The sequence below is a fragment of the Streptomyces cyaneus genome (genome assembly GCF_004028635.1).
Classification (GTDB): Bacteria; Actinomycetota; Actinomycetes; order Streptomycetales; family Streptomycetaceae; genus Streptomyces; species Streptomyces cyaneus.
This window is the reverse complement of sequence record NZ_RQJW01000003.1, coordinates 1412323-1433762: the sequence shown is the minus strand read 5'-3', so window position 1 is coordinate 1433762 and position 21440 is coordinate 1412323. Positions and strand designations below refer to the sequence as shown.

25 protein-coding genes are annotated in these 21440 nt (G+C 70.3%); 13 read left to right on the top strand and 12 right to left on the bottom strand.

Features of this window, described 5'->3' with window-relative positions; genetic code table 11:
* Nucleotides 1–176: 176 nt before the first annotated feature.
* The 3 genes from EHO50_RS15165 to EHO50_RS15155 are packed head-to-tail and all read right to left on the bottom strand — an operon-like array spanning nucleotide 177 to nucleotide 2437.
* On the bottom strand, nucleotides 177–884 hold the full coding sequence (locus tag EHO50_RS15165; RefSeq protein ID WP_128430599.1) for a B3/B4 domain-containing protein: 708 nt from the start codon (nucleotides 882–884) through the stop codon (nucleotides 177–179).
* Nucleotides 885–924: 40 nt separating this feature from the next.
* Complete coding sequence (locus EHO50_RS15160; protein WP_128430598.1) at nucleotides 925–1572, bottom strand: FMN-binding negative transcriptional regulator; 648 nt, start codon at nucleotides 1570–1572, stop codon at nucleotides 925–927.
* 28 nt (nucleotides 1573–1600) lie between these two features.
* Complete coding sequence (locus EHO50_RS15155) at nucleotides 1601–2437, bottom strand: DMT family transporter (RefSeq protein ID WP_128430597.1); 837 nt, start codon at nucleotides 2435–2437, stop codon at nucleotides 1601–1603.
* A gap of 116 nt (nucleotides 2438–2553) precedes the next feature.
* On the opposite strand from EHO50_RS15155, the gene EHO50_RS15150 reads away from it, so the two are divergent.
* On the top strand, nucleotides 2554–3138 hold the full coding sequence (locus EHO50_RS15150; protein WP_128430723.1) for a helix-turn-helix domain-containing protein: 585 nt from the start codon (nucleotides 2554–2556) through the stop codon (nucleotides 3136–3138).
* A 167-nt stretch (nucleotides 3139–3305) separates the two neighbouring features.
* Here the strand turns inward: EHO50_RS15150 and EHO50_RS46025 are convergent, their stop codons facing one another.
* Entirely contained in the window at nucleotides 3306–3626 is a 321-nt protein-coding gene (locus EHO50_RS46025; RefSeq protein ID WP_425472179.1) for a LysR substrate-binding domain-containing protein, read from the bottom strand.
* 510 nt (nucleotides 3627–4136) lie between these two features.
* On the opposite strand from EHO50_RS46025, the gene EHO50_RS15135 reads away from it, so the two are divergent.
* The 7 genes from EHO50_RS15135 (at nucleotide 4137) to EHO50_RS15105 (ending at nucleotide 10151) form a co-directional block, all read left to right on the top strand.
* Nucleotides 4137–4892, top strand: coding sequence for a HipA family kinase (locus EHO50_RS15135; RefSeq protein ID WP_128430595.1), 756 nt, complete (start codon nucleotides 4137–4139; stop codon nucleotides 4890–4892).
* Entirely contained in the window at nucleotides 4889–5299 is a 411-nt protein-coding gene (locus EHO50_RS15130; protein ID WP_128430594.1) for a DUF3037 domain-containing protein, read from the top strand. Before EHO50_RS15135 ends, EHO50_RS15130 begins: the two co-directional genes overlap by 4 nt.
* Before the next feature lie 138 nt (nucleotides 5300–5437).
* A complete protein-coding gene (fabG, locus tag EHO50_RS15125) occupies nucleotides 5438–6199 on the top strand; it encodes a 3-oxoacyl-ACP reductase FabG (protein ID WP_128430593.1) in 762 nt (253 codons plus the stop codon).
* Between the two features lie 20 nt (nucleotides 6200–6219).
* Entirely contained in the window at nucleotides 6220–6981 is a 762-nt protein-coding gene (locus tag EHO50_RS15120; protein WP_128430592.1) for an SDR family oxidoreductase, read from the top strand.
* Between the two features lie 207 nt (nucleotides 6982–7188).
* A complete protein-coding gene (locus tag EHO50_RS15115) occupies nucleotides 7189–8769 on the top strand; it encodes an ABC transporter substrate-binding protein (protein ID WP_128430591.1) in 1581 nt (526 codons plus the stop codon).
* A gap of 118 nt (nucleotides 8770–8887) precedes the next feature.
* Nucleotides 8888–9571: a uracil-DNA glycosylase gene (locus tag EHO50_RS15110; RefSeq protein ID WP_128430590.1), complete on the top strand. Its 684-nt coding sequence runs from the start codon at nucleotides 8888–8890 to the stop codon at nucleotides 9569–9571.
* A 124-nt stretch (nucleotides 9572–9695) separates the two neighbouring features.
* Nucleotides 9696–10151, top strand: coding sequence for a tetratricopeptide repeat protein (locus EHO50_RS15105; RefSeq protein WP_128430589.1), 456 nt, complete (start codon nucleotides 9696–9698; stop codon nucleotides 10149–10151).
* 118 nt (nucleotides 10152–10269) lie between these two features.
* Here the strand turns inward: EHO50_RS15105 and EHO50_RS15100 are convergent, their stop codons facing one another.
* Nucleotides 10270–10785, bottom strand: a complete 516-nt coding sequence (locus EHO50_RS15100) for a hypothetical protein (RefSeq protein WP_128430588.1) — start codon at nucleotides 10783–10785, stop codon at nucleotides 10270–10272.
* A gap of 112 nt (nucleotides 10786–10897) precedes the next feature.
* Nucleotides 10898–11407 (bottom strand): DinB family protein, encoded by a 510-nt coding sequence (locus tag EHO50_RS15095; protein ID WP_128430587.1) that lies wholly within the window; start codon nucleotides 11405–11407, stop codon nucleotides 10898–10900.
* A 246-nt stretch (nucleotides 11408–11653) separates the two neighbouring features.
* Here EHO50_RS15095 and EHO50_RS15090 point away from each other — a divergent pair, with 246 nt between their 5' ends.
* A complete protein-coding gene (locus EHO50_RS15090; protein ID WP_128430722.1) occupies nucleotides 11654–12559 on the top strand; it encodes a Gfo/Idh/MocA family protein in 906 nt (301 codons plus the stop codon).
* On the opposite strand, the gene lnt is transcribed toward EHO50_RS15090, so the two are convergent.
* Both lnt and EHO50_RS15080 read right to left on the bottom strand, forming a co-directional pair.
* The gene (lnt, locus tag EHO50_RS15085) at nucleotides 12483–14063 is read right to left on the bottom strand and encodes an apolipoprotein N-acyltransferase (RefSeq protein WP_128430586.1); all 1581 of its coding nucleotides are present in this window, start codon (nucleotides 14061–14063) and stop codon (nucleotides 12483–12485) included. The genes EHO50_RS15090 and lnt overlap by 77 nt on opposite strands.
* A 71-nt stretch (nucleotides 14064–14134) precedes the next feature.
* Nucleotides 14135–14620, bottom strand: a complete 486-nt coding sequence (locus tag EHO50_RS15080) for a nuclear transport factor 2 family protein (protein ID WP_128430585.1) — start codon at nucleotides 14618–14620, stop codon at nucleotides 14135–14137.
* A gap of 92 nt (nucleotides 14621–14712) precedes the next feature.
* On the opposite strand from EHO50_RS15080, the gene EHO50_RS15075 reads away from it, so the two are divergent.
* Nucleotides 14713–15336: a DUF4291 domain-containing protein gene (locus EHO50_RS15075; RefSeq protein ID WP_128430584.1), complete on the top strand. Its 624-nt coding sequence runs from the start codon at nucleotides 14713–14715 to the stop codon at nucleotides 15334–15336.
* A 133-nt stretch (nucleotides 15337–15469) separates the two neighbouring features.
* Here EHO50_RS15075 and EHO50_RS15070 read toward each other — a convergent pair whose 3' ends face one another.
* The 3 genes from EHO50_RS15070 to EHO50_RS15060 all read right to left on the bottom strand — a co-directional run bounded on the left by EHO50_RS15070 (nucleotide 15470) and on the right by EHO50_RS15060 (nucleotide 17101).
* Complete coding sequence (locus EHO50_RS15070; protein ID WP_078504336.1) at nucleotides 15470–15649, bottom strand: hypothetical protein; 180 nt, start codon at nucleotides 15647–15649, stop codon at nucleotides 15470–15472.
* Nucleotides 15650–15773: 124 nt separating this feature from the next.
* Entirely contained in the window at nucleotides 15774–16211 is a 438-nt protein-coding gene (locus EHO50_RS15065; protein WP_128430583.1) for a DUF1877 domain-containing protein, read from the bottom strand.
* A 14-nt stretch (nucleotides 16212–16225) separates the two neighbouring features.
* Nucleotides 16226–17101, bottom strand: coding sequence for an undecaprenyl-diphosphate phosphatase (locus tag EHO50_RS15060; protein WP_128430582.1), 876 nt, complete (start codon nucleotides 17099–17101; stop codon nucleotides 16226–16228).
* 255 nt (nucleotides 17102–17356) lie between these two features.
* Here EHO50_RS15060 and EHO50_RS15055 point away from each other — a divergent pair, with 255 nt between their 5' ends.
* Both EHO50_RS15055 and EHO50_RS15050 read left to right on the top strand, forming a co-directional pair.
* A complete protein-coding gene (locus EHO50_RS15055) occupies nucleotides 17357–18661 on the top strand; it encodes a Gfo/Idh/MocA family protein (RefSeq protein ID WP_128430581.1) in 1305 nt (434 codons plus the stop codon).
* Entirely contained in the window at nucleotides 18658–19584 is a 927-nt protein-coding gene (locus EHO50_RS15050; protein WP_128430580.1) for a DUF6807 domain-containing protein, read from the top strand. The genes EHO50_RS15055 and EHO50_RS15050 overlap by 4 nt, the downstream gene beginning before the upstream one ends.
* A 78-nt stretch (nucleotides 19585–19662) precedes the next feature.
* On the opposite strand, the gene EHO50_RS15045 is transcribed toward EHO50_RS15050, so the two are convergent.
* Nucleotides 19663–20133 carry a winged helix-turn-helix transcriptional regulator gene (locus EHO50_RS15045; RefSeq protein WP_128430579.1) on the bottom strand — a complete coding sequence of 157 codons (471 nt, stop codon included), beginning with the start codon at nucleotides 20131–20133 and terminating at the stop codon, nucleotides 19663–19665.
* A gap of 116 nt (nucleotides 20134–20249) precedes the next feature.
* Between EHO50_RS15045 and EHO50_RS15040 the strand changes: the two genes are divergently transcribed.
* Nucleotides 20250–21419 carry a thiolase family protein gene (locus EHO50_RS15040; protein WP_128430578.1) on the top strand — a complete coding sequence of 390 codons (1170 nt, stop codon included), beginning with the start codon at nucleotides 20250–20252 and terminating at the stop codon, nucleotides 21417–21419.
* Nucleotides 21420–21440 lie beyond the last annotated feature (21 nt).

Sequence of the window (21440 nt, the reverse complement as noted above, 5' to 3'; positions counted from 1 at the left end):
CCGGTAGCCGTGGAAGAGCTGGTCGGCAGGGACCAGGCAGGGCCACCGGCTCCTGCAAAGCCGCGACGCCGCTGCCCAGTACGACTGCGTCCTCGCCGCCCTCCAGGATGGCGAGACTGAGCATCCCGGCTGCCGCCGGAGGACGGCCCTGCACCAAGTTCGAGACCCCTGAGATCTCAGTCGGTGGCCTGGGGTTGTGCCGGGCCGAGGTAGGACACAGCGGTCTGATCGGCGTGCGGGGCGAGGAGGTCCTGAAGTTCGTTCGCTGCGACCTTGAGGAGATCGCCGTCGCGGTCGGCGTGGAGGGTTTCGAGGATGAAGGCGACGTGGGTGGAGTCCTCGGTGACGCGGGTGCGGTGGGCGTCGCGGTGGTTCCAATGGCGGGTCAGGACCCCGTTCGTGTCCGCGTAGATGATCTCGCCGGGCTTGGGGTGCTCGATGGTGTCGGGTTCGCCGAGCGGGGTGAAGGACTCGGTGCCGTCCGCGTGGCGGATGTCGACGTCGCCGGTGACGTGGTCGAGGTCGAAGGCGCCGGCGGGCAGGCCGTGCCGGACGGAGACGGCGTTGTAGGAGTCGACGGCCGGGTTGATACGCGGCAGGCTCCCCTTCTTCGCGAGGCGGCGGCCGAGCGCGTCGACGCTGGGGCGGATACGGCGGGGGTTGGTGCCGAAGGAGCGGTAGGCGGTGTGCCAGGCCTCGATGCGGGGGTCGGCCTCGTCGGCGGGGTGCCAGGTGCCGTGGGCGAGCTGTTGCTCCAGTTCCTCCACGGCGGCGGCGGTGTGCGGCCAGGACTCACGGCCGCGCAGGCCGGTGGCGGTGACCAGGGCGATCAGGGTGTCGGGGAAGGCTTCGGCGACGGCGGGGGCGATGCGGAAGGCGGGCATGGGCGGAGTTTCCGTTTCCTGGGGGCGAGGGCGGGGGCGGTCAGGACTTCCAGGGACCGATGCGGTCGAGGCGGCGTAGCTGCTGGCGTGCGGTGGGCACGTCCAGGCCTCGGCCCCGCTCGGTGAGGCGTTCGGCGACAGTGCTGCGGTGTTCGAGGGGCTTGTGGTCGTCGTACTTGAACTTGGCCCGTACGTCGGTGACTTCGAGGCGCAGCCCGCGGATGCCCGAGAGCATCCGGCCGTACGGCGGCTTGTCGACCGCTACGGGGGCGTGGTCGCCGTCGGGCTGGAAGTGCGCGAGCTGGCGGCGCAGCAGCTCGGCCTTGGCCTCGGGATCGTCGACGATCTCGGCGCGGCAGGTGAACTGGACGGCAGCGTAGTAGCTGGTGGGGACGCCGTCGGCGGGTGGGATGCCGGGCTTGGCGCGCCAGGGGCCGGGGATGAACGCGTAGTCGCCGATGACGGTGAAGACGACGTTCGGGTCCTGCTCGATCGCCTTCCAGGCCGGGTTGGGCTTGGCGAGATGGACCAGGAGACGGGTTCCGTCACAGGTGAAGTGGGTGGGGACGACCATGGGCGGGTGGCCCGGCAGGCCGTTGACGCTGAGCTGCCCGAAGTCGTGGCCGTCGGCGATCCAGGTCTGCCACTCGGCTTCGTCCAGACCGGCGTCCCAGGGGTGGACCAGCATGCTCATCTCCATGGTTGTGAGGGCCTGCTCAGGTCAGGGCGAGGAGGCTGACGGCGACGGCGGCAGTGCCGAGGCCGGCGAGCTGGGCGCGGTGTATGCGTTCGGCGAGCACGCCGCGGGCGAGCAGGACGGTGCCGGCCGGGTAGAGGGCGGTGATGACGGCGACGACGGTGAGGTCCCCGCTGCGGGCGGCGAGCAGGAAGAGCAGGTTCGCGATGGAGTCCAGCACACCGGCGGTCGCCGACAGCGCGTAGGCGGGCCGCTCGGGGCCCAGCCTGCGGTGCATCAGCCCGGCCGCGGCCAGGGTGACGGCGGAGGAGACGGCCCGGCCCACGATCAGCGGGGCCACACCGCTGTCGGACGGTGCCTGGTGCAGGAAGACCAGCTGCAGGGCGATGGCGGCGCCCGCGCCGAAGGCCAGCAGCAGAGCCGTACGGGAGGGGCGCGTCGAGCCCGTGCCGTGTCCGGCGCTGACCAGCACCACCGCGACCAGCGCGAGCGGCAGACCCACCAGCCCGGTGGCTGCCAGGTGCTCGCCCTGCAGCAGGCCGACGCCAACGGGCAGCGCTGCGGAGACCAGCGCGGTCACGGGTGACAGCACGTTCATCGGGCCGATCGCCAGAGTGCGGTAGAGCAAGGCGAACGCGGCGGCCGAGGCGACGCCCGAGGCGGCACCCCAGCCCAGGGCTCCGGGGCTGAAGGAGGCGCCGAGCAGCGGCCACAGCAGCAGCTCGACCGCGAGACTGGCCGGGGCGGCGATCATCACCGTACGCAGCACATGAGCTTTCCGGGCGCCGAGACCGCCGAGGAAGTCGGCGCATCCGTACGCGAGTGAGCTGCCCAGAGCCAGCAGCAGAGCGAGCACAGCACAATCCCTTAACATTCAGTGGAACGACCACACCGTACAGCGAATCGACCGAATGCCACAACCGATCGACCGTACGGTGCATTGGAATGTCCAGCCGCAAGGAAGGTGACCAGGTGGCGGAGACAGCCGCAGCCCTGCGAACGGTCGCGCACAACGTCCGGGCGGCACGCATGCGCGCGGGCCTGTCCTTGGACGAACTCAGCCGCCGCGCCCAGGTCAGCAAGGGCGCCCTCGTGGGACTGGAGAAAGCCCAGGGCAACCCCAACCTGGCCACGCTGGTCCGGCTTGCCGACACTCTGGGCATCTCTGTGTCCGCCCTGATGCAGGGATCGCCCGAAGGCCGTGTACGGGTCGTGGCCGCCGACACCGTGGCACCCCTGTGGACGGGCGAGCGGGGTGGCGAGGCCCGGCTCATGCTGACGACCTCGGGGCCGGCTCCGGTCGAGGTCTGGCGCTGGCGACTGGAACCGGGCGAGGAATACCCCAGCCACCCCCACCAGGCCGGTGTCGTGGAGACCGTCAGCGTCACCTCCGGCCGGATGACCCTGGTCGTCGACGGCAGCGAGCACACCGTCGAAGCCGGCCAGACCGCCACGTTCGACGGCGACACCGCGCACACCTACCGCGGCGTCGGCACCGAGACCTGCCACCTGATCATGACGGTCCACCTTCCGCCCGGTCCGGCATCGACGACCTGACCCACGGCACAGCACACTCGTCACAGCGCCGCGGCCACCGCCGACAGCAGGCGCCACAGCCGGGTGTGGGGCGTGGGGACGGGGATGGCCCGGTTGGTGAGGAAGGGGATCGCGGGTGTTCCATGCCGGCCCCGCGATCACCGAGGATGCGACCCGGCCCCAGCCCGTCATGCTCGCGCAGCCGTCGCGACGTTGCTCGGGACACCTTGATCTGCTCCATGGCTCGCGCATGCGTGAGGAACCGGGTCAGGGCCGGCGACGGCGGTGTGTCGATGCGCTGGACGAAAACGGTCTGAGGCGTGCCGCTCGACAACAGCGGCGGGCAGCAGGGTGAGGCCCATGTCGGCGCCGACGCAGCCGAGAATGCCGTCCAGCGTTCCGAACTCCATGCAGCGAACGCCGATGGCGCCCCGCGCCTGCAGGATGCTCTCCAAGCGCCTGCGGTAGGAGCAGCCGGTACGGAATACGAGAATCTTCGGGTCGCGCATGACCCGCCGTGACGAGGACGAGGAGTTCGAAGACGCGTACCGTCGACATGCCCTCTTCGGTGGCCGATGAGCTGAAGCGCCACGTCGAAGCGTTCCCACCGGTGGAGGTGGAGCTTGCGTGGGGGAAGCCGGAGCGGCAGGGGAGGAAGTTCTCCCCGCTGCTCACCACACGACTCGGCAACTCGTCGCGGTGAACACGTGGAACACCTACACCCGAGGGAGCGAAACCCTGGCAGTGGGTGGCGGCCGGAGGGGCTGTCGTGGCCTTGGCGCGGTGGCTCGCGCACTCCTCGCCCGCGATCACCCTCGGTTACTATGCTCACTTCATGCCGGAGGCCGGAAGCAAGGGGCGCACCGCCATCGTCGGACTGCTTGGGGAGCGGGGAGATCGGCATGCCAGCCGAAACTCACCAGATTCTCCCCAGGCTCGTTGACGGGTGATTCTCGCAGCTCCACTCCGCCAAAGGCGGCCGCGGATTGCAAGGTTGAAGAAACGGGTGGCCTGGGAAAATGTTGCAAGAGGTCACCGTGACCCGCTACATCACGCCCCTGCGTGAGGGCGGTTCACTGCCGGGGCTCGTCGAGGCCGACGACTTCGGGACGTACGTCCTGAAGTTCACCGGCGCCGGACAGGGCCGCAAGACGCTGGTCGCCGAGGTCGTTTGCGGTGAACTCGCCCGCAGGCTGGGCCTCAGGGTGCCCCGCCTGGTGACCGTGGAGCTCGACCCGGTTCTGGGGCTCGGCGAACCCGACCAGGAGGTGCAGGGGCTGCTCAAGTCCAGCGGCGGCACCAACCTCGGCATGGACTTCCTCTCCGGTGCGCTCGGCTTCGACCCCCTCGCCTTCGAGGTGAGCCCCGAAGACGCCGGCCGGATCGTCTGGTTCGACGCCCTGGTGAACAACGTCGACCGCTCCTGGCGCAACCCCAACCTGCTGATGTGGCAGGGCGAGTTGTGGCTCATCGACCACGGCGCGACCATGATCTGGCAGCACAACTGGCCCGGGGCACAGGCCTCGGCGGCCCGCCCGTACGATGCCGTCGGCCATGCCCTCGCCTCCTTCGCGCCGGATGTGCGGGCAGCCGCGGCCGAGTTGGCGCCGCTGGTCACCGAGGAACTGCTCGCCGAGGTGACCGCCGAGATCCCCGGCGTGTGGCTTGAGGACGAGCCGGGGTTCGAGTCGGCGGACGCACTGAGGAAGGCGTACGCGCAGCCACTGCTCGCACGGGCCGCCGTCATCCACGAACGCATCGAGGGGATCAAGTGAGCGAGCGCACCCTGGGGACCCGTTCCCGCACGCAGGACGTCTTCGAGTACGCGCTGCTGCGGGTCGTCCCGCGCATCGAGCGCGGAGAGTGCCTCAACGCGGGCGTGCTCGTGTACTGCCGCGCCCGGTCCTTCGTCGCCGCCCGGACCCACCTGGACGAGAGCAGACTGCAGGCACTCGACCCCGCTGCCGACGTCGCCGGCGTACGGGCCGCACTCCGTGCCGTCGAGGGCGTCTGCGCGGGCGGCGACGCGGCGGGACAGGCCGGGGCCGACGACGCCGGGCGGCGCTTTCGCTGGCTGATCGCGCCCCGCTCGACGGTAGTCCAGCCGGGGCCCGTGCACACCGGGCTGACATCGGATCCGGCGGCGGAGGCGGAGCGGCTGCTCGATCTGTTGGTGAAGTGACGGATCGGGTTACAGATCGGGTTACGGATCAGGTAATGGATCACATGCGCGCGGTGGCCGTTGACACCGCGTGCCAGGACTTCTAGCGTCACGTCCATCGAAGGTACTAAGCGGTCGCTCACCCGAGGAGAGTCATCCATGTCCACCACTGAGCAGCGGGTCGCCGTAGTCACCGGCGGAGCGCGCGGCATCGGCGCCGCCACCGCCGTACGACTGGCCGCCGAAGGCCGCGCGGTCGCCGTGATCGACCTCGACGAGTCCGCCTGCAAGGACACCGTGGAGAAGATCACCGCGGCCGGCGGCAAGGCCATCGCGGTCGGCTGCGACGTCTCCGACGAGGCGCAGGTCGAGGCGGCCGTCGCGCGGATCGCCGAGGAGCTCGGCGCCCCGACGATCCTGGTCAACAACGCGGGCGTGCTGCGCGACAACCTGCTGTTCAAGATGAGCGTCGCCGACTGGGACACCGTGATGAACGTCCACCTGCGCGGCGCCTTCCTGATGTCCAAGGCCTGTCAGAAGCACATGGTGGACTCGGGCTTCGGCCGTATCGTCAACCTCTCCTCGTCCTCCGCGCTCGGCAACCGCGGCCAGGTCAACTACTCGGCCGCCAAGGCCGGCCTCCAGGGCTTCACCAAGACCCTCGCCAAGGAGCTCGGCAAGTTCGGCGTCACCGCCAACGCCGTCGCCCCCGGCTTCATCGCCACCGAGATGACCAAGACCACCGCCGACCGCGTCGGCATGGGCTTCGAGGACTTCAAGGCCGCCGCCGCCACCCAGATCCCCGTCGCGCGGGTCGGCGAGCCGGACGACATCGCCAACGCGATCGCCTTCTTCACCGGCGAGGCGGCCGGCTTCGTCTCCGGCCAGGTGCTGTACGTCGCCGGCGGACCGCTCGACTAGGGAACTGGGGACACACGGACATGACTGCACTGCCTGAACTCTCCGGCAAGGTCGCCCTGATCACGGGCGCCAGCCGCGGCATCGGCTACGGCGTCGCCGAGGCGCTCGTCGCCCGCGGTGACCGCGTCGTCATCACCGGCCGGGGCGAGGACGCCCTCAAGGAGGCCGTCGAGCAGCTCGGCGCCGAGCGCGCGATCTACGTCGCCGGCAAGGCGCACGACGAGGCCCACCAGGCCGCCGCCGTCGAGCGCGCCATGGAGGCCTTCGGCCGGGTCGACTACCTGGTCAACAACGCCGGCACGAACCCCGTGTTCGGTCCGCTCGCCGACCTCGACCTGGGCGTCGCGCGCAAGGTCTTCGAGACCAACGTGATCTCGGCACTCGGCTTCGCCCAGAAGACCTGGCACGCCTGGCAGAAGGACAACGGCGGCGCGATCGTCAACATCGCCTCCGTCGCCGGCATCGCGCCCTCGCCGTTCATCGCCGCCTACGGCGTCAGCAAGGCCGCGATGATCAACCTCACCCAGCAGATGGCGCACGAGTTCGCGCCCAAGGTGCGGGTCAACGCGATCGCCCCGGCCGTGGTGAAGACCAAGTTCGCCCAGGCCCTGTACGAGGGCCGCGAGGCCGAGGCCGCCGCTGCCTACCCGCTGGGCCGGCTCGGCGTGCCCTCCGACATCGGCGGCGCCGCCGCGTTCCTCACCTCGGACCAGTCCGACTGGGTCACCGGGCAGACGCTCGTCGTCGACGGCGGCATCTTCCTCAACGCCGGCGTCGGCTGACGCACGGGACGCGACACCGGCATCGGCACCGACACGGGCGCCGCTGGACACCAGCGGCGCCCGTGTCGACGTATGGGGAGATCAACAGCCCTTGACAACGTAGTCACCGCAGAGGTGAGCAAGTGCTCCTGAGACTGGAGGTCCACCGGCCGGAACACTGCGGTATGTTTTGCCGACCCTTGGCATGGCAGATCGAGGAGCGTGCGCGTGTTCAACCGGATCCGACGCCTGCGGCAGGTGGCGGCCATCGCGTCCATATCGTCCCTGGTGGCAGGGTGCGGTGTCCTCTCGTCCGATTCGACGGAAGAGGAAGGGGCGATCGTCGTGGGGACGACCGCCGCCCCCAGCACCCTTGATCCCGCCGCGTCCTGGGACAGCTCCTGGGAACTGTTCCGCAACATCTACCAGACGCTGCTCAGCTACCCCTCGGGCTCGAGCGCGCCCGAGCCCGACGCTGCCGAGAGCTGCCAGTTCACCGACAGCTCGAACATGAAGTACAAGTGCGAGCTGCGCGACGGCCTGAAGTTCTCCGACGGGCACACCCTCGATGCGCAGGCGGTCAAGCACTCGATCGACCGTATCCGGAAGATCAACGTCAACGGCGGCCCCGCCGGTCTGCTGGGCAGCCTCGAACGGGTCCAGGTGCTCAACGACCGAGAGGTCGTCTTCCACCTCAACAAGGCCGACGCGACCTTCCCGTTCGTGCTTGCCACGCCCGCCATGTCGATCGTCGACCCCGAGGACTACCCGGCCGACAAGCTGCGCGAGGACGACACCGTCGTCGGGTCAGGGCCGTACACCCTCGATTCCTACGAAGAGGGCCAGCAGGCCGAGCTCGTCAAGTACGACGGCTACCGCGGGTACTCCGAGCGCAAGAACGATGCGGTGACCATCCGGTACTTCCAGGACTCGCCCACCATGGTCTCCGCGCTGCGCGACAAGGAGCTCGACGTCGCCTTCCGTGGCCTCGCCGCCGACGACATCGTCGACATCCAGGCCGACGACGACGACCATCTCCAGCTGATCGAGGGCTCCGGCACCGAGATCAACTACCTGGTCTTCAACCCCAAGGACCCGACGGCGGGCAAGTCCGCCGTCCGCAAGGCCATCGCCCAGGTCGTCGACCGTCCGGCGATCGCCCACAAGGTCTACAAGGACACCGTCGAGCCGCTGTACTCGATGGTCCCCAAGGGCCTGACCGGACACACCACGGGCTTTTTCGACGACTACGGCGATCCCAGCAAGGCCAAGGCCGGCAAGATCCTCACCGAGGCGGGCATCACGACCCCCGTCCCGCTTGAGCTCTGGTACACCAGCGACCGCTACGGCTCCGCCACCAAGGCGGAGTTCCAGGAGCTGAAGAGCCAGCTCGAGGCGTCCGGTCTCTTCGAGGTGACCCTCAAGAGCCGCCCCTGGAAGTCGTACGTCACGGGCTACCAGAACGGCGAGTACCCCGTGTTCGGACGCGGCTGGTTCCCCGACTTCCCGGACGCGGACAACTTCATCGCGCCGTTCGTCGGCAAGCAGAACGCGCTCGGTACGCCGTACGTGACGCCCAAGATCACCGAGACCCTGCTGCCCAACTCCCGCGCCCAGAGCGACCGTGCCAACGTGGTCAAGGACTTCGAGGAGGCCCAGCGGATCCTCGTCGAGGACGCGCGACTGCTGCCGCTGTGGCAGGGCCGGCAGTACGTGGCCGCGAGCGCGGAGATCTCGGGCGCCGAGCGGGCCCTCGACCCGTCGACGATCATGATGGTGGGGGAGCTGTACCGCAAGACCAGCTGGTAGCGGCGGGATGTGCGGTGGGCGGGGCGATTGTCAGTGGCCGCCTGTAGGTTCGGAGGCCTGGAAGTGACCGCGGGGCGGTCACCTCTCACCGTTCGCCGCACATCGTAAGGAAGTTGACGTGACCGACATCGCCATGCTGCCCGAGTCCTGGCGCGGGGTTCTGGGTGACGAGCTGCAGCAGCCCTACTTCAAGGAGCTGACGGAGTTCGTCGAGGAGGAGCGGGCGAAAGGTCCCGTCCACCCGCCGCGCGAGGAGGTCTTCGCCGCGCTGGACGCGACGCCGTACGACCAGGTGAAGGTCCTGATCCTCGGTCAGGACCCGTATCACGGCGAGGGCCAGGGACACGGCCTGTGCTTCTCGGTCCGCCCCGGGGTGAAGACGCCGCCGTCGCTGCGCAACATCTACAAGGAGATGAAGGAGGAGCTCGGCCTCCCCGTCCCCGACAACGGCTATCTGATGCCCTGGGCCCAGCAGGGCGTCCTGCTGCTCAACGCCGTGCTCACGGTCCGCGGCGGTGAGGCGAACTCGCACAAGGGCAAGGGCTGGGAGAAGTTCACCGACGCGGTGATCCGTGCCGTGGCCCACCGGCCCGACCCGGCGGTGTTCGTGCTGTGGGGCAACTACGCGCAGAAGAAGCTTCCGCTCATCGACGAGACGCGGCATGTCGTGGTCAAGGGAGCGCACCCCTCGCCGCTGTCGGCGAAGAAGTTCTTCGGGTCCCACCCGTTCACGCAGATCAACGAGGCGGTGGCCCGCCAGGGGCACGAGCCGATCGACTGGCGGATCCCTGACCTGGGCTGACCCACCCCACCGGGTCGGTCCTTCGCCGGACCGGCCCGGCCCCGTACGGAGCCGCCTGACCGGGATTGCCGGTGCGTGCCGTTAGCGTCGGGAGGGACCAGCCGACGAGGGCCCGGAGGACGCGGTGGCGGAGCAACAGGAGCAGGCGGCACCGGACGCGGTGCTGACGCGGATCGGGCAGGTCGTCATTCTGCATCACGCCGGGGACCGCGAGGAGGCCCGGCGCCGGTTGCTGGACCTGTGGACGGAGCTGGGCGAGGACGGCGACCCGCTGCACCGCTGCACGCTGGCGCACTACCTGGCGGACACACAGGACGACCCCTCGGACGAACTGGCCTGGGATCTGCGGGCGTTGACGGAGGCCGAGGGTGCCGGCGGCGCGCTTGCCGTGCGGGCTCTGTATCCCTCGCTGCATCTGAATCTGGCCGCCGACTATGTGAAGCTCGACCGCGCGGAGGCCGCCCGCGTGCATCTGCGTCGGGCGCGGGGAGCCGCGGGGGAGTTGCGGGACGACAGCTACGGGGACGGGGTGCGGGCGGAGCTTCGGCGGCTGGAGGCGTGGCTGGGGGAGGGGCCGTAGTGGTTGGGAGGGCCGTAAACGCTGAGTGGGACCGTAGGGGCTGAGAGGGATGTCCCCCCTGGCCCCTGCGGGGCGGCGCTTCGGCTAGGCAGGCGGCCGGCCGGCGTCGGCCCGCCCCTCAACGGCCGTACGTCTGCTCGCAGATCCTCGACTCCGGGCTGTCCGCCCTCCAGCCGCCGTACTTCTTGCCCAGCCCGCAGAGGTCCGAGTTCCCTCGCGGGACCTCCTTGCGGATCGACTCCGACACGTCGGGGACCTCGATGCGCGGCCGCTTCGGGGCGTCGACGGCGGGGCGGTGGGGTTCCCGGTGCTCGGGCCGGGGGTGGGGATGGGCGTGGGGGTGTGAGCGAGGGGCCACCGGTGTGTGCGCCGCTGGTGGGGCGGTGGGGGGCGCGGAGTGTGCGGCGGACTTCGTGGAGGCCGGGCTCGGGGACGAGCCGGTCAGCGCCAGGGCCTCACGGGCCGGTGCCTCCACGATCCGCGGGTCCGCCTGATCGCCCGGCCGGGGCGCCGGCGGCTGGGACGGTGCCGTGGGCGGGACGGGCGACGGTGAGCGCGGGACCGTCACGCAGCCCGAGAGGGCCGAGACGGCCACGGTGACCAGGAGCGTTGCGGTGGTCGTCGTTCGATGCACCCGTGCAACTCTGCTGGGTGCGGCGGCTGTTGGGACAGCGGACAAGCAGAGGTTGCTCCGCACGGGTGATCTCTGTCCCCGTACGGGCGGTGCGGGGCCGTCGCGGCTGACGTCAGTCGCCGGTGGCGCCGTCGAGGCGCTCGCGGACCAGGTCGGCGTGGCCGTTGTGGCGGGCGTACTCCTCGATCATGTGGGTGATGATCCAGCGCAGATTGAACTGTTCCCCCCGCCGGCTCCGGCCCTTGGAGACGTCGTCCAGGCCGAATGCGGCCGCGTTGCGACGCGCGTTGTCGATCTCGGCCTGCCAGGTGGTGTGCGCCTCGGCCCAGGTGTCGGCCTCGGTGAAGTGGAAGTCGCCGTCCCGGTCCTCTTCGCTGCAGTAGAGCAACCCGAGGTCTTCGTCCAGGAGGATCTCGTGGAACCAGAATCGCTCCACCTCCGCCATGTGCCGCACCAGCCCCAGCAGGGTCAGCTCGGACGGCTCCACGGAGGCGGTTTTGAGCTGGGCGTCGGTCAGGCCTTCGCACTTCCACGCGAGGGTCTGCCGGTGATAGTCCAGCCAGCCCTCCAGCATGGTGCGCTCGTCGGCAGTGGTGGCGGGCTCATTACGTTCGATGGTCATGCCCGAATCCTCGCCCAACTCCCCTGAACTCACCATCAGTTTTACGCTGCCGGAGCGCCTCGCTGCCGGGTGCTCATCAGTCACCAGGGCGGTGAGCTGGTCGCGGACGCGGGCGTCCGTCGCGGCGAAGCAGGCGCGCAGCTCGGGGCGGCACCTCGCCTCGAGGCCATCGCCGGCCGGCGGCCGCCGCAGGCGCCGTATGCTGCCGAGAAGACCCGGCAGGCAACCACCAGAGGAGAACACCCCGTGAAGGTCGGCTGCATCGGACTCGGTGACATCGCGCAGAAGGCCTATCTGCCGGTGCTCGGCGTCCAGCCCGGGGTAGAACTGCATCTGCAGACCCGTACGCCCGCGACGCTCGCCCGGGTCGCCGACGGCCTCCATCTGCCGTCGGAGCAGCGGCACACGGACCTCGAATCGCTGCTCGCCCAGGGTCTCGACGCCGCCTTCGTGCACGCGCCCACCGTCGTGCACCCGGAGATCGTGACGCGGCTGTTGGAGGCGGGCGTGCCCACGTACGTCGACAAGCCGCTCGCCTATGAACTCGCCGACTCCGAGCGGCTGGTGGCGCTCGCCGAGCGGCGCAACGTGAGTCTCGCCGTCGGCTTCAACCGGCGTTACGCCCCCGGCTACGCGCAGTGCGCCGACCATCCGCGCGAGCTGATCCTGATGCAGAAGAACAGGATCGGGCTGCCGGAAGAGCCGCGCTCGATGATCCTGGACGACTTCATCCACGTCGTGGACACCCTGCGCTTCCTGGCGCCGGGCCCGGTCGACGACGTGACCGTGCGCGCCCGCGTCGAGGGCGGGCTGCTGCACCACGTCGTGCTGCAGCTCGCCGGGGACGGCTTCACCGCGCTGGGAGTGATGAACCGGCTCAGCGGCTCGGCCGAGGAGGTCCTGGAGGTGTCCGGGCAGGACACCAAGCGTCAGGTGCTCAATCTCGCCGAGGTGATCGACCACAAGGGTCAGCCGACCGTGCGGCGGCGCGGCGACTGGGTGCCGGTGGCCCGGCAGCGCGGCATCGAGCAGGCGGTGCTGGCCTTCCTCGATGCCGTGCGCGCGGGCAAGGTGCTCAGCGCCCGGGACGCGCTGGCGACCCATGAGCTGTGCGAGCGGGTTGTACGTGCGGTTCAGGAGCGGGGCGCCTGAGCCGCGGCCGCAGGGTTCGTACGCCCTCGCTCGCACCCCAGGCAACGATGACCAGCAGCGCCGCCTGGACCGGCCAGTCACCGAAGCGGACGTACGGTGTGGTGCCACCGGCCAGCGGCACGGCGTAGACCGCGCTGGTGCTCTTGTCCGTACCCAGCCAGGAACCTATGCGCTGTCCGCTCGGGCCGTACACGGCGGAGACGCCGGTCAGCGTCGCGTGCACCATCGGCCGGCCGGTCTCGGCGGCACGCAGCGCGGCGAGCGAGGCGTGCTGCTCGGGCGCCCAGCTCTGCTGGAAGGTCGAGGTCGCCGACTGGGCGATCAGCACTTCGGCGCCGTCCTCGGCGAGATTGCGGCTCATGTCGGCGAACGCGGACTCGAAGCACACCATCGGACCGATCCGCAGCCCGTGCCCGGCGTCCATCACGACCTGCTCCGTGCCACGCCTGCGGTCCTCGGCCGCCGCCTCGCCCACGGAGGTGGCCCAGCCGAGCAGCGAGCGGAGCGGTATGTACTCCCCGAAGGGGACCAGCCGCATCTTGTCGTAGCGGGCGCCGGTACGGCCGTCCGGGCCCACGAGGATCGAGCTCTTGTAGATGCCGGGCTTGTCGGAGCGCCGCGCGTCCACGTTGACCAGGATGTTCGCCCCCGTCTCGCGCGACAGTGCCGCGAGCCGCCGGGCGAAGTCGGGCCGGTCGTCGAGGTCGTAGCCGACGCTGCTCTCGCCCCAGACGACCAGGTCGACGTCCTGGCCGGCCAGCTCGCGGGTGAGCTGCTCCTCCCGGTCGAAACGCCGTTCGGCCTTGCCCGCCCCCTGGATGACGCCCGGCTGCACGACGGCGATCCGGACCCGGTCCGAGACGTCGGGGCGTGGGGACCACACCCAGGCGGCCGAGGTGGCGACGGCCGTGGCGAGGAGCCCGGCCACCGCCGGCAGCCGGCACCTGCGCAGCACCACCAGCACGGCGACCGCGACATTGACGGCCACCACCAGGAAGCTGATCAGCCACACCCCGCCCACCGAGGCCAGCCGCAGCGCGGGCTCCACCTGCCACTGACTGGAGCCCAGCACGCCCCACGGCCCGCCGAGCCCCTGCCAGGAGCGGACGAGCTCGATCAGTAGCCAGCCCGACGGCAGGACGGCGAGGGACGCGGCGACCCGTCGCGGGGACGGATTCCCGCTGAGGAAGCGGCGCACCAGCCCGCCCCAGGGGGCCCACAGCGCGCCGAGCAGGGCGGCAATGACGAACGTGAACACATGCAGGTTCGGCAGCAGCCAGTGGTGCATCGCCAGCATGAAGCCGAACCCGCCCCACCAGCCGTCGTAAAGCGCCCGCTTTCCGGTCGGCGCGGAGCGCAGCAGCGCGATCCACGGGACCAGGGCGACGTACGCGAACCACCACAGCGACGGCTCCGGGTAGGCGAGCACGGGCAGCGCACCGGCCAGCGTGGCGGCGGCCGAGCGCCGCCACGGCGAAGCGAGCCAGTGGCCGATCCTCTTCATGCGGCGCCTCCCTGCCCTGTGGGTCCTTCCAGTGTGCTCGCAGGCACTGACAGCGGACAGTGGGCCTCCGCTCAGTCGATCACCGCCGGCGCGGTCCGGCCGGGCATCCGGCGCCACTTCTCCTGCACGACCACCTCGCGCAGCCGCCAGCCGTCGTACGTCCGCAGTAGCCCGAAGGTGTACCGGCCGCCGCACACGAAATCGGGGGCGGCAACGGCGTCGCCGTTCTCGGCGAAGCGCATCGGATTGACGTAGTCGGCCTGGACCCCGGCCGTGTCCCCGGCATCCTGCTCGAGGACCCCGAAGCGCACCCGGCGGTTGACGATGAGATGCTGCCGCATCGAGAAGACCCGCATACTGTCCGCGAGCCAAGCGGCGACCTGCCCGGCGTCCCCCTCGATGCCACCGGCCGAGCGGTAGTCCGCGCGCCCGTCGGGGGCGAAGAGGTTCCGGTACGCCGTCCAGTCGCCGTCGTCCACGGCCACCGCGTAGTCGGTGATCAGTTCGTCGACCGCGAGCCGGTCCCTCAGGGTCGCAAGCTCCACACGCTGCGTCATCGGCTCAGTGTTGAGCATGAGGTGGACGGAGCCAAGAGGGCGTGCGGCGATATTCGGTGGATGTCGGCGGGGCCGGGGGCGAGGCTGTCCCCGTGAACGACCAAAACCAACAGACCGAGCCCAAGTTCCGCATACGCGCACACCACACCGAATCCACGGTGACCGTCTATCAGGCCTACCGACCCCAGATCGGCAGGGCCGCCGCCCGCGACGGCCGTTTTCCGGCCTCCTGGAGCCGCGACCGCATGACGTGGGTCAAGCCGTCGTTCCTGTGGATGATGTACCGCTGCGGCTGGGCCACGAAGGAGGGCCAGGAGACCGTCCTCGCCATCGAGATCAGCCGCGAGGGCTTCGCATGGGCACTGCGCCACGCGTGCCTCTCGCACCACGTCCCCGCCCTGCACGGCGACCAGGGCGCCTGGAAGCGGCAGTTGAGGACGGCACCCGCGCGCGTGCAGTGGGATCCGGAGCGGGATCTGCACCTCAATCCCTTGCCGTACCGATCCCTGCAACTGGGGCTCACCGGCGAGGCGGCCGCCCGGTATGCGGACGAGTGGATCGTCGGCATCCAGGACGTGACACCGCTTGCCACGGAGATCCACGCGCGCGTGCGGGCGGGCGAACTGGAGCGTGCGGCCGAGCTGTTGCCTCAGGAGCGGCCGTATCCGGTGGAGGACGAGGTCCTCGCTCATCTACGAGCCCGGAGTGACCAGTGATCGTCGCAGCTGTTCGAAGGCGGTGGGGCTGGCCTGCGGGGCGGGAACTCCTTGCCCTGCTGCAGCGCACTTTGACGAGGACGACGTCCTCGGCCAGGGACAGCGACAGGCAGTCCCGGAGGATCCGGGGGCCTCACGCCGCCTCGATGACCTCACCGCGGATGGCGGCTGCCCATTCGACCACCAACAGCTCGTACTCCGCGCGCTCCTGTGCCGACAGGGAGCCGCCCGCGCGCAGCCACAGGGCGCGTATCTCCTCGTTCACCTCGGCAGCAGACCGCACGGAACCAGGGCCTAAGGAATGGGGGGACATGCGGACAAGCCTAGGGGCAAGGACTGACAGTGCGCTACCGGACGGCTACGCACAACGTATGTGATTGGTCACGGATTTCGCGGTGGGGTGCTCGTACTGACTCGCCGGTCAGCGGGCCGGACGCTCAGTCGGTCCAAACGACGACACACTGCCCGCGTCGCGCTGCCCCGCCGTAGCACCCCCGCATCGCCGCGAAGTGTCCGACCAGGTAGTCCCGCACGTCACCGTTGAATCCGCGCCCGAACCCGCAAGCGGCGGCCGCGCCCTCGGTGGTGGCCGGCAGGTCCGCGAGGACGGCGTCGATGTCGACGGCGTCGAGGGCACGGGCGATGTCCCCGCCAGGGTCCCCGGAGACCGCCCTGTCGAGCAGCGCGATCAGGTCCGCTTCGGTTCCCTGCGTACGGCAGTACCGAATGAGGCCCCACACTGCCCAGTCCGTGTCGAGGAGATCGTCGGACGGCGGCTCCCAACCGGGCGCCGCCCCCGGTGAGTCGCGTGCCGAGGTGCGGCAGCGCTCCAGGTACGCCGGGGTCACGCGGGCGAACTGTTGGGTGAGGGCCACGGCTCCGGACTCGATCAGCCCGCCGACTCCGCCGCGTGCGGGCTGAGGGCGCCCGTTGCCACGAGGGCGATGATGACTATGCCGAGCGCGATGCGGTACCAGACGAACGGCATGAAGCTCTTGGTCGAGATGAACTTCATGAACCATGCGATGACCGCGTAGCCGGTCGCGAAGGCGATCACGGTCGCGAAGATCGTCGGGCCCCAGGAGACGTGGTCGCTCTCCAACGCGTCCTTGAGCTCGAAGAGGCCGGAGGCGAGGACCGCCGGGATCGCGAGGAGGAAGGAGTAGCGGGCCGCGGACTCGCGTGTGTACCCCATGAAGAGGCCGCCGCTGATGGTGGCGCCGGAGCGGGAGACTCCGGGGATGAGCGCCGCGGACTGGCACAGGCCGAAGATCAGGCCGTCCTTGACGTTCAGGTCCTCGAGGCCCTTGCGCTGCTTGGCGGCGCGGTGCCGGCCCCCCGACTCGTCGCGCGCGGCCAGCCGGTCGGCGACGCCGATGATGATGCCGACCACGATCAGCATCGTCGCCGTGATGCGCAGGTCGCGGAAGGGGCCCTCGATCTGGTCCTTGAGCGTGAGGCCGAGCACACCGATCGGGATCGAGCCGACGATCACCAGCCAGCCCATCTGCGCGTCGTGATCCTGTCGCATCTCCTTGTTGGTCAGCGATCGCGCCCATGCCGAGATGATCCGCCCGATGTCCTTGCGGAAATAGATCAGTACCGCGGTCTCCGTGCCGATCTGGGTGATCGCCGTGAAGGCCGCACCGGGGTCCTCCCAGCCCGAGAACGCCGCGGTCAGGCGCAGATGCGCGCTGGAGGACACGGGGAGGAACTCGGTCAGCCCCTGGACGAGTCCGAGGATGAGCGATTCAAACCAAGACATGAAGTTACGGAGTCCAAGTGCTGATCGTGGCAACGGGCGACGGGGACACCGCGTCGGCGGCGCAGAGATCGCGAGTGTCGAGGGGCAGCGTAGCGTCCCGCGATGACAGCCCCGGCACAGGGGCCGGGCGGGCGCTCGCCTATCCCGGCCATACCGGTGTTGACCTGCGCCGGGGCCGCCGCTTACGTTGCTGCGAGCTGAAAGCGCTTGCTGTCGATGCCTGCGCCCGTGTCCCGTAGGAGTCTGATCACGTCCATGGCTAGATCCGAGACCGCCCCGCTCGCCGGCCGCCGCATCAGGGTCGCCGTGCTCGGCACCGGAGCCATCGCCCGCGACTCCCACCTGCCCGCGCTCGCCAGGCTCGCCGAGGAGGGCGAGACGGAGATCGTGGCCGCCGTCGACATCGCCGCGGAGTCGGCCGAGGACTACTGCGCGGCGGCGACTGCGGCTGGGGCCGCGGCTGGGTCTGGGCTTGGCACTGGGGCAGGGGCATGGGTTGGGGTTGAGGCAGGGGCTGGGGCAGGGTCTTGGGTTGGGGCTGGGGCGCCGCGCGCCTATACCGATCTCGACCTGATGCTCCAGGAGCAGCGGCCCGACCTGGTCATCATCTGCACGCCGCCGACCCTGCACCGCGACCAGACCGTCGCCGCGCTGCGTGCCGGTGCCTGGGTGTGGTGCGAGAAGCCGCCGGTGCCGAGCCTCGCCGATTTCGACACCGTGGAGGCGGAGGAGGGCAAGGACGGCGGCCCGTACGCCTCGATCGTCTTCCAGCACCGCTTCGGCTCGGGCACCCGGCACGTACGAAGCCTGCTCGCCGAGCAGGCCATGGGCCGGCCGCTCGTCGCGCACTGCCAGACCACGTGGTACCGCGACACCGCCTACTACGCCGTGCCCTGGCGTGGCCGCTGGCAGACCGAGGGTGGCGGCCCCGCGATGGGGCACGGGATCCATCAGATGGATCTGCTGCTCGACCTGCTCGGCCCATGGAGCGAGGTGCGGGCCATGGCGGGGCGCCTGGTGCACGACGTGGAGACGGAGGACGTCTCGACCGCGCTCGTCCGGTTCGCGAACGGCGCGATGGCGACCGTCGTGAACAGCGTGCTGAGCCCCGACGAGGTCAGCCGCATCCGCATCGACTGCGAGCGGGCCACCGTCGAACTCACCCACCTGTACGGCCACCGCAACGACAACTGGGTCATCACCCCGGCCCGGGACGTGCCGGACGCCGAGGCCGGGGCGTGGCAGGACTTCGGCGCGGACGTGCCCAGTTCGCATCTGGAGCAGCTGCGGGAACTGGTCGCGAGCATGCGCGCGGGGGAGCGGCCGCGCAGCAGCGGCGCGGACGGGCGGACGAGCCTGGAGCTGATCGCCGCGCTGTACAAGTCGGCGTTCACGGACGCGACGGTGAAGGCGGGGGAGATCGGGCCCGGCGACCCCTTCTATACGGCGATGCACGGGGGTGCGCCCGGCTGGGCGCCCCTCCTGGGGGATCAAGGCGCCTCCGGTCAGCGGGTCGCCTCCGGTGAGCTGGTCGCCTCCGGCGAGGAGGTCGCCGCGTGACCGGGCTGCGTATCGTCCATGCGCACGGCGACCGCATCACGGTGACCGAGCCGGTCACCGGCGTCGAACTGCTCGCCTACGTCTACGGCCCGGAGGCAGCCTGGGAGGCCCCGAAGCCGTACGTCCACCCGCTGCGGACCCTCGCCGGGGACATCGTCACCGACTATCGGCCCAACGACCACCGGTGGCACAAGGGGCTGTCGCTGACGGCCTCGCATCTGTCGGGGGCGAACCTGTGGGGCGGCAACACCTATGTCCATGGGCAGGGGTACCTCGAACTGCCCGAGCGGGTCGGGTCGATGGCGCACATCGGGTTCGACGAGGTCTCGGCGGACGGTGACCGTGTCGTCATCGCCGAGCGGCTGACGTGGCAGCCACACAGTGGTGAGGTGTGGGCCGACGAGCAGCGCCGGGTCGAGGTGCACGACGTCGAGGCGGAGTCGGGGTCGTGGGCCCTGACCTGGGTGAGCGCCGTGACGAACCGGCGTGACGAGCCGCTGCGGTTCGGCAGCCCCACCACCGCCGGGCGCGAAATGGCCGGCTACACAGGCCTGTTCTGGCGTGGCCCGCGCGCCTTCCAGGGCGGCCGGATCATCGCCCCGGACGCCGAGGGCCCCGGCTTGATGGGCGCGCAGGCGCCTTGGCTGGCCTACTCCGGTGAGCACGACGGCACCGACGGTCAGGCGACCCTCGTCTTCGCGCACGCCCCCGAGAACGACCACGCCGGTGAGCGAGGCGCCCACCCGGCCCACTGGTTCGTTCGGAACGAGCCCTTCGCGGGCGTGGCCCCCTCCTGGGCGTTCCACGACGAGCTGGAGCTGGCACCCGGCGAGACCCTCACCCGCCGCTACCGGGTCGTCGTGGCCGATGGGGCCTGGGACCGGGAAGAGATCGCCAAGTATCTGCAGACGCACCCCTGGTAGACGCACCCCTGGTAGACGCGGGCTCGGGCAGGCGCGGGGCTGGGGTGGCGTTCGCGTCGGACGGGACTGTCGGTCCGGTCACGCCGCCGACGGACCGGCCACCGTCCATCCGGGCGCCTGAGGGTGCGCCGTGAGGTCCGCGTGGTCCACTGTGCCGCCGCACGCCTGGCAGGTCACGAGCGGGACCAGTTCGTTGCCGCAGATGTGCTCGATCACCATGGGGCGGTCGTCGTCCTTGCGGAGGTGGCGGTCGCCCCACGCCATGAGGGTCATCAGGACCGGCTCCAGCTCGAGCCCCGCCTGTGTGGGCCGGTACTCGTACCGCTGCGGGCGCTCGCTGTAGGCGCGCTTGGTCAGGATGCCGGCCTCGACGAGACGGCGCAGCCGGGTGGCCAGGATGTCGCGCGGGGCGCCGATGTTGCGCACGAGCTGGTCGAAGCGGCCGTTGCCGAGGCACACCTCGCGCAGGACGAGCAGGGAGTACTTCTCGCCGACGAGCGTCAGGGCATCGGCGATGGAACAGGGGCGCGGGTCTTTGGTGGCGGCCATGACGCTCAGTTTAGGGGAGGGTTCGGGTTTCCAACTTAATGGGTTTGATTTTCCAACTCACAGGGCTATGGTGAGTTCAAATTTCCTACTCACCGGTAATCGCGGAGGCCCGCACCATGCGTGACGCAGTCATCGTCGAAGCCGTACGCACCCCGATAGGCAAGGGCAAGCCGAACGGCTCCCTCGCGCACATCCACCCCGTCGAACTCCTCGCCCACACCCTGCGCACCCTCGTCGAGCGCTCCGGCGTCGACCCGGCGCTCATCGACGACGTCATCGGCGGCACCGTCGACCAGGTCGGCGAGCAGGCCATGAACACCACCCGCTACGCCGCCCTGTCGGCCGGCTTCCCGGAGACGGTCCCGGCGACCACCGTGGACCGCCAGTGCGGCTCCTCCCAGCAGGCCGTGCACTTCGCCGCGCAGGGCGTCATCTCGGGCGCGTACGACCTGGTCGTCGCCTGTGGCGTCGAGTCGATGAGCCGCGTGCCGATGTGGTCGAACGTGCCGCCCGGCAAGGACCCCTTCGGCCCCGGCATCGCCGAGCGCTACCCGGAGGGCCTCGTCCCGCAGGGCATCAGCGCCGAGCTCATCGCCGCCAAGTGGTCGATCACACGCGAGCAGATGGACGCGTTCGCCGTCTCCTCGCACCAGAAGGCGGCCGAGGCCTGGCAGCAGGGCCGTTTCGATGCCGAGGTCGCGCCCCTGGACGGCGTCTCGCGCGACGAGTGCGTACGACCCGGCAGCTCCCCTGAGATCCTCGCCGGTCTGAAGCCCGCCTACTACGACCCGGCCTTCGCCGAGCGCTTCCCGCAGATCGAGTGGAACGTCACCGCGGGCAACGCCAGCCCCGTCAACGACGGCGCCTCCGCGGTGCTCATCACCTCAAGTGAGACGGCGGCCCGCCTCGGCCTGCGCCCGCTCGCCCGGCTGCACAGCTTCGCCGTCACCGGATCCGACCCGCTGCTCATGCTCACCGGGGTCGTCCCGGCGACCGAGAAGGTGCTGCACAGGGCGAACCTGCGCCTCGACGACATCGACCTGTTCGAGGTCAACGAGGCCTTCTCCAGCGTCGTCCTGGCCTGGCGGCAGGAGACCGGCGCCGACCTCGCCAAGGTCAATGTGCACGGCGGTGCGATCGCCATCGGCCACCCCCTCGGCGCGAGCGGGACCCGTCTGACGACGACCCTGGTGCATGCGATGCGCGAGCGCGGCGCGCGCTATGCCCTGCAGACGATGTGCGAGGCGGGTGGCCTCGCCAACGCGATGATCCTGGAGACGGTGTAGCCGTTTGCGGGATCGGCGTCG